The sequence below is a fragment of the Emergencia sp. genome, assembly GCF_048465375.1.
GTDB lineage: Bacteria > Bacillota > Clostridia > Peptostreptococcales > Anaerovoracaceae > Senimuribacter.
In genome coordinates this window covers 21,154-28,073 of the sequence record NZ_DBFWLQ010000015.1, presented here as the reverse complement: position 1 = coordinate 28,073, position 6,920 = coordinate 21,154, and the positions used below count along the sequence as shown (strand labels likewise).

Genomic DNA, 6,920 nt, shown 5'->3' with positions numbered 1-6,920 from the left:
CCGAGCACGGCGATTTCGAAGAAATCGTGCAAGTCCGAAAGTGGGCAGACCATTGTGTTATGACGAAGAGAAGCAGTGGACTTGAACCGATAGGCTTACGCCGTGAAAATCGACTCTCCGGTGGAGAGTTGATTAGGCGGAAGGTGCGCCGGTGACCGAAAAGGGAACCCAGCACGGCGATTTCGAAGAAATCGTGCAAGTCCGAAAGTGGGCAGACCGTTGCACTTTGACGGAGAGAAACAGTGGACTTGAACCTGAACCAAAAAAGTGGTTAATCTCTTCTTTTTCGAAGAAATTAACCACTTTATTCACGCAGTTATAATTATTTGAAAGCCAGCGCATTGAATTGATCGACGAGATCCTTGTCAGGTTCACCATCGCCAGTGTATACCATGATCATGCCGTCGTTATGAGCGGTAGCTTTTACAACAGTGATTCCTAAATCGTATCCATCGCCGGTCACAGCCTTATATGCATCAGAGTCTTGATCTTCGTACAAATAGAGTTCAATATTGCCATCATAGCTGGCACCATCTGCAGCACCTATCATGTCGAAGGCCTTCTCTTCTTTGTTACTGAGTCCCAGTTCGGCAGCTACAGCGTCAACACTTTTTTCAATTTTTGGTACATCTGCTTGATCAGAATCACCACCGCCGCATGCTGCAAGTCCGATACATAACAATAACGATAGAACTAAAACGAATACTTTTCTCTTTTTCATAATATTTCCTCCTCGTTAATCCACACGGTTTTTATTGCTTATTCCTATATTATTGTATCATAAATTCTATGTCATGCAAAATCAATTGAAAATGGAACTGAGAAATTTTTCCCATATGCTTATAGTTGATGAGAATTGCTGAGGGCAAGTGTGAAGATTTTGTAAAATCCGCAGGTAACCCCTTGTCAATTTAACAGACGTCTATTATAATAAATCAAAATATCTGATTAAAGCACGAGGAGGAACACAAGATTATGGACAACGCCACAGAAGACGCTGCCCGAAGTACATACTTTTCAAACACAGATCAATGTGATAATCAGCACGTTTTGCGCATTTTTGCGCCTAAGACGTGCTTTTTCTGTGGAAAAACCGCTATGAAACGAGCGGCAGATCATGGATTTGTAAAAGGGCTGTTTCGATTTCTCAAAGGGCTGCCTCCTGGGCGGCTGATTGCCTTGAGTTTTGCCGCGGTAATCCTGCTGGGCACTTTACTGCTCCTTTTGCCAGTATCCATAAAACCAGGCATGGAAGTCGGCTTCGTAAACGCACTGTTTACCTCTACCAGCGCGGTCTGTGTAACTGGTCTCATTGCCATTGATACGGCCGATCATTTTACCGCTTTCGGTCAAACTGTCGTGGCCCTGCTGATTCAGATTGGCGGACTGGGTGTCACATCTGTAGGTGTCGGCTTCATACTGGCAGCGGGAAAGCGCGTGAGCATGAAGGGGCGGCTGATTGTAAAGGAAGCATTCAACATCGACAGTTCTAAGGGGATGATCAGGCTGGTGAAAGCGGTCCTGCTCATGACCTTGTGTTTTGAACTGGCAGGTGCGATGCTGAGCTTTGTCGTTTTTGTGCAGGATTTCCCGCCGTTAAAGGCATTGGGTATCAGCGTATTCCATTCCATTGCCGCTTTCAATAATTCGGGATTTGACATCTTGGGCAACATGCAGAATTTGATACCGTATCAATCCAACGTGTTACTGAATCTGACCACCTGCGGTCTCATCATCTTTGGTGGATTGGGCTTTCTGGTCATACTCGACATTTTAAAGAACAGATCCTTCCGAAAACTCTGCTTACATTCTAAAGTAGTCCTTTCGGCCAGTGGTGCTTTGCTGCTGATTGGTACACTGCTTCTGAAATTGACAGAAGATATTAGCTGGCTAGGTGCTTTCTTTCACAGTGTATCGGCAAGAACAGCAGGCTTTTCCACGTATCCGATAGGTGAGTTCTCAAATGGTGCACTTTTCACATTGATCCTCTTGATGTTTATAGGCGCTTCGCCAGGATCGACAGGAGGCGGCATCAAAACCAGCACCTTTTTCGTTCTGCTGCAGTCGGTGAAAAGCCTGATGACAAAGACTCGTTTCAGTGCATTCAGACGCAGTATTTCACAGGCAGGTATTTCAAAAGCCTATATCATTACGTTCCTCTCACTGTTAGTAGTGTGCAGCGGAACTTTTCTGCTCTGCGTATTGGAGCCGGAGTTCTCCTTCATTCAACTCTTATTTGAAGCAGGGTCGGCTTTCGGTACCGTCGGCCTGTCAACAGGCATTACACCAGACCTCAGTGCCGCCAGCAAAATAGCTATCGTCTTTATCATGTTTATCGGCAGGTTGGGAGCGTTTACACTAGCATCGATGTGGGTGAACCGTCCGGAACCCACTGTTCGGTATACAGAAGAATCAATTACAATCGGCTAAAGGAGAAAAGAGAATGAAAAACATAGAATCTTTTGGGGTCATTGGCTTAGGCCGTTTTGGCACTGCCTTGGCACAGAGCCTGGCGAAAGCAGGGAAAGAAGTCATCGTAGTGGACTGCAACGAGGATAAGGTTCGGGCGATGCGCCAGTTTACAGAGCATGCATTTGTGGCGGATCATCTCAATAAGGAAGCTCTGGAAGAAATCGGTATTCAAAACTGCGATACAGTCATCGTCTGTATTGGAGAAAACATCGATACCAGCATTCTGACCACCCTGCACGTTGTCAGTTTGGGCGTGCAGCATGTAATTGCGAAGGCAATCAGCAGCGATCAGGGCACCGTACTTGAAAAAATTGGTGCAGACGTGGTTTACCCAGAGCGAGATATGGCCCTGCGTCTTGGAAAGCGATTGGTATCGCAGAACTTTCTGGACTCCATTTCTCTGGATAACGAAGTGGAAATTAAACAAATACCGCTGTCGGCATCTACAGCGGGCAGCAGTGTGCAGGAAATGAACTTGCAGCAATTCTATGGTCTGAACATCATCGCCATAAAACAAGAACATGTCACCAACATCACCGTATCACCTGAATATCGTTTTAAAGAAGGCGATATTATCGTGGTAATTGGAAAAACTGAAAATATATGGGAATTTGAACGTCATTTAGAATGAGAGTATGAGGAGGATACATATAAATGGAAAGTGAAGGGGGATTTGGAATGAAGAATCATTTTGTAAGGACAGCAGCGAAAGGTTTGATAGTCGGAGGCACGATGTTAGTACCGGGCGTCAGCGGCGGCACCATGGCCATGATTCTCGGTATCTATGACAGACTGGTAACATCGGTAAGCTCTTTTATGAAACATAAGAGAGCGAGCTTTCTTTTTCTGGCGTTGTTCTCATTGGGCGGTATTACGGGGATGCTGGTCTTCGCAAACCCGCTGCTGGTGTTAATAGAGAAGTATCCTATGCCCACACTGTACTTTTTCCTCGGGGCGGTGGCTGGAGGGATTCCGGTCATCTTGAGGCAGGCGCAGATCGAGCGTTTCTCCTGGAAGGTGCCTTTTTATACCTCCCTGGGAGTGCTGCTGATCCTGCTCTTTAGCAAACTGCCCATGGGCACTTTTCAGGCTGAGGCAGACAGCGGCGTCATGAAAGTCTTGCTTTTGTCTGCGGTGGGTTTTGTCGCTGCCGTTGGATTGGTTTTGCCGGGCATCAGCGTCTCTTACCTGCTTTTGCTCATGGGGCAATATGACATTACGATGAAAGCAATCAGTGATTTTGACCTGTTTATTCTGATACCGCTGGCAATAGGAGTGCTTCTGGGTATCGTGCTCACCACAAAAGCCTTGGAACGAGCGATGAAGCGGTATCCGCAGACCACCTATCTGATGATCTTTGGATTTGTGGCAGGTTCTGTCGTAGAGGTATTTCCGGGAGTTCCTGTTGGAATGGGGCTGCCTCTGTGCCTGGGGCTGCTGGCGGCAGGATTTTGCTTGATCCGCCTGTTGTCACGGCAAGAGATAAAGTCGTGAAAGGAGAACAAATGAACTTTCAGATTCGCATTGCAACGGAAAAAGGTATTGATCTAAAATTCCTATTTATGAGGTGTCCCGCCCAATTCTTCAAATAACTGCTCGTAATAAGCGCGGAAGATACTGCCGTGACGCCACAGAAAGGTGATATTATGGGAAAGGGAGAAATGGGCCAGCGGGATCTGCTGCAGTGTACCGCTCGCCAGTTCTTCCTGCACGGCAAAACCGTAGAGAAAGGTAATGCCCGCTCCCTGTTTCACCAGTTCTTTGATGGCAGTGACGTTGTTGATCTCTGTGACATGGGAGAAATCGGCGACCACCAGGTTATGCCGTTTTAGGTAACTCTCGAGTATGTTGCGGGTTCCGGAACCTGCTTCGCGGACAATCAGCCTTTCCTGTAAGAGATCTTCGACGGTTTCCGGCCTGCGGTCAAAGGTGTAGCCGGATCGGCACACTGCGACAAAAGGTTCGACGGAGTAGAGCAGAAAATCGTACTGGTCCTTATCAAAGGATCCCTCTACCAGGGCACAGTCAATTTTTCCTTGATCCAGTTCATCGAGAAGGACTTTCGTATTGTCCATGGTGATGTGCACATCTGCCTCCGGGTTGTGAGATAAATAGCCGGCCAGGGCCTGGGGAAGCAGATAAGCGCCGACCGTCTTTGTCGCTCCCAGTGCCAGGAGCTTGCCCCGTTTCGTGGTATCCAGCAGTTTTTCTCTGAGATAGATTTCGTCGTGTTTTAACGTGGTGGCGGCACCAAGCAGCAGCCGTCCGGCTTCGGTCAGAGCAGGACGCTTTCCCTGAAATTGAAATAGTTTGACCCCAAAATGCTCCTCCAGATAGTGGATATGCTGCGTGACGGCCGGCTGGGTAATGCTCAGCGCTTCAGCAGCTTTGGTATAATTCATGTACTGGCAGACCGCCAGAAACGTGTCGATTCTAAAATCTATCATAATCTGTCACCTCTTTATCAAACTCCAGTTTTTTCTATCATAACACAGATCAATCGACGAATAAATAAGCAAATTTTATAATTGCATAATATATTATCATTTCCTTTTATCATTCTTTCCTGCTATAGTAAATATATATAGAAGGTAAAAGAGAAGGAGGAGAATGGTCATGGGATACCGTATAAGCTTTGATCAGGCAGACCAGATTTTTGAAAAACTGGGCGAAGCCTACGAAATTTGGGCGCCGAAGCGTTTTGTCGGCAAAGGCAGATATTCACAGACGGATTTAATCCGTTACGACAGAGTCTGTAAGATAGGGGAAGTTGAATACAAAGAAAAATCCGATTTACCTGCAAAGGAGGTACTTTCACCTATCACACAGTCCCTGTTCTATTTCACAGAGGACGAATTCATCGAGAGTAAGGCGGGACGTAAGAAGCTGCTGGTTTTCATGCGGCCTTGTGACATCCACGCACTGCACCATCAGGAAAAGATTTACCTGGAAAACGGCGGTTTTGCCGACATGTACTATCAGCGCATGAAAGACAGAGTCAAAATCGTCATGATGGAATGCGTCAGCGGCTGGGACACCTGTTTCTGTGTCAGTATGGGAACCAATAAGGCAGATGACTACAGCGCAGCGATTCGTTTTGAAGAAGACGGCGTGCTGCTGGACGTGACTGACGAAGATCTGGCTCCTTATTTTGACGGCAGCAAAGAAGCTGAATTTAAGCCTGAATACATAAAAGAAAATCAGATGACGGTACAGATTCCAGAGATTCCTGATAAGGAAGTCCTCACGAAACTGAAGGAACATCCGATGTGGAAGGAATTCGACAAGCGCTGCGTTTCCTGTGGAGCCTGTACGGTAGCATGCAGCACCTGCACCTGTTTTACCACGACAGATATTTTGTACAATGAAAACGCCAATGTCGGCGAACGCAAACGGACAACGGCATCCTGCCAGGTAGCCGGATTTGCGGACATGGCTGGCGGTATGGGATTCCGCAATACTGCCGGTGAACGGATGCGTTACAAAGTCCTCCATAAATTCCACGATTACAAAGAACGCTTTGGGGATTACCATATGTGCGTCGGCTGCGGACGTTGTATCGACCGCTGCCCGGAGTTTATCTCTATTGCAGCGACAGTAAACAAGATGTCAAAAGCCATCGACGAGATCAAAGGAGGGCAGAGAGATGAATAACATTGTAAAACCGATTCCTTGTGAAATTTTGAGTGTAAAGAGGGAAAGCCTGCATGAATACACGTTCAGAGTGAAGACAGATATCAAGCCGGAACACGGACAGTTTTTACAGCTTTCGATACCAAAGATCGGAGAGGCTCCGATTTCTGTCAGTTCCTTTAGCGATGGCTGGCTGGAATTCACCATTCGTTCAGTGGGTAAGGTCACCGACGAAATCTTTAGAAAAGAAGCAGGAGATACCTTGTTTCTGCGAGGCGCTTACGGCAAAGGCTGGCCAGTAGAGCAGTTCAAAGGCAAAAATCTGGTGATCATCACCGGAGGTACGGGACTTGCGCCGGTGAAGAGCATGCTCAATATGTTTGCGGATAAGGCAGACTATGCCAAAAGCGTGACTTTGATCAGCGGATTTAAAAATGAAGAAGGCCTCATCTTTAAGAATGACTTAGACCGCTGGGCAAAGCACTTCAAGACCATCTATGCCCTGGACAATGATCCAAAAGAAGGCTGGCGTGTGGGATTTGTTTCTGATTTCATATCGGAGATACCTTTTGCCGAGTTTGGGGATGACTACGAGGTGGTCATCGTAGGACCGCCGCCGATGATGAAGTTCACAGGGCTGGCTGCCGTCAAATGCGGCGCGGCAGAAGAAAAGATATGGATGTCATTCGAACGCAAGATGTCTTGTGCAGTGGGCAAGTGCGGACACTGCCGCATCGACGAAACTTATGTATGTCTGGACGGCCCTGTGTTCAATTACACCAAGGCAAAATATCTGGTAGATTAAAAGGAGGCAG

The 6,920-nt window shown here is 47.1% G+C and carries 7 protein-coding genes; 5 read left to right on the top strand and 2 right to left on the bottom strand.

The window, feature by feature from the left end:
- Positions 1-322: 322 nt before the first annotated feature.
- Positions 323-721: a hypothetical protein gene (locus ACMQ5W_RS11280; RefSeq protein WP_419025251.1), complete on the bottom strand. Its 399-nt coding sequence runs from the start codon at positions 719-721 to the stop codon at positions 323-325.
- 254 nt (positions 722-975) lie between these two features.
- Between ACMQ5W_RS11280 and ACMQ5W_RS11275 the strand changes: the two genes are divergently transcribed.
- From ACMQ5W_RS11275 to ACMQ5W_RS11265, 3 genes are read left to right on the top strand one after another with little or no spacing between them, the layout of a single operon-like run.
- Complete coding sequence (locus tag ACMQ5W_RS11275) at positions 976-2,430, top strand: TrkH family potassium uptake protein (RefSeq protein WP_419025250.1); 1,455 nt, start codon at positions 976-978, stop codon at positions 2,428-2,430.
- Positions 2,431-2,443: 13 nt separating this feature from the next.
- On the top strand, positions 2,444-3,103 hold the full coding sequence (locus tag ACMQ5W_RS11270) for a potassium channel family protein (protein WP_419025249.1): 660 nt from the start codon (positions 2,444-2,446) through the stop codon (positions 3,101-3,103).
- Between the two features lie 23 nt (positions 3,104-3,126).
- Entirely contained in the window at positions 3,127-3,966 is an 840-nt protein-coding gene (locus ACMQ5W_RS11265) for a DUF368 domain-containing protein (protein ID WP_419025248.1), read from the top strand.
- 62 nt (positions 3,967-4,028) lie between these two features.
- On the opposite strand, the gene ACMQ5W_RS11260 is transcribed toward ACMQ5W_RS11265, so the two are convergent.
- Positions 4,029-4,919, bottom strand: a complete 891-nt coding sequence (locus ACMQ5W_RS11260) for a LysR family transcriptional regulator (RefSeq protein WP_419025247.1) — start codon at positions 4,917-4,919, stop codon at positions 4,029-4,031.
- Positions 4,920-5,088: 169 nt separating this feature from the next.
- Here ACMQ5W_RS11260 and asrA point away from each other — a divergent pair, with 169 nt between their 5' ends.
- The gene (gene asrA, locus ACMQ5W_RS11255; protein WP_419025246.1) at positions 5,089-6,126 is read left to right on the top strand and encodes an anaerobic sulfite reductase subunit AsrA; all 1,038 of its coding nucleotides are present in this window, start codon (positions 5,089-5,091) and stop codon (positions 6,124-6,126) included.
- On the top strand, positions 6,119-6,910 hold the full coding sequence (asrB, locus tag ACMQ5W_RS11250) for an anaerobic sulfite reductase subunit AsrB (RefSeq protein ID WP_419025245.1): 792 nt from the start codon (positions 6,119-6,121) through the stop codon (positions 6,908-6,910). Before asrA ends, asrB begins: the two co-directional genes overlap by 8 nt.
- The last annotated feature ends 10 nt before the right edge of the window (positions 6,911-6,920 follow it).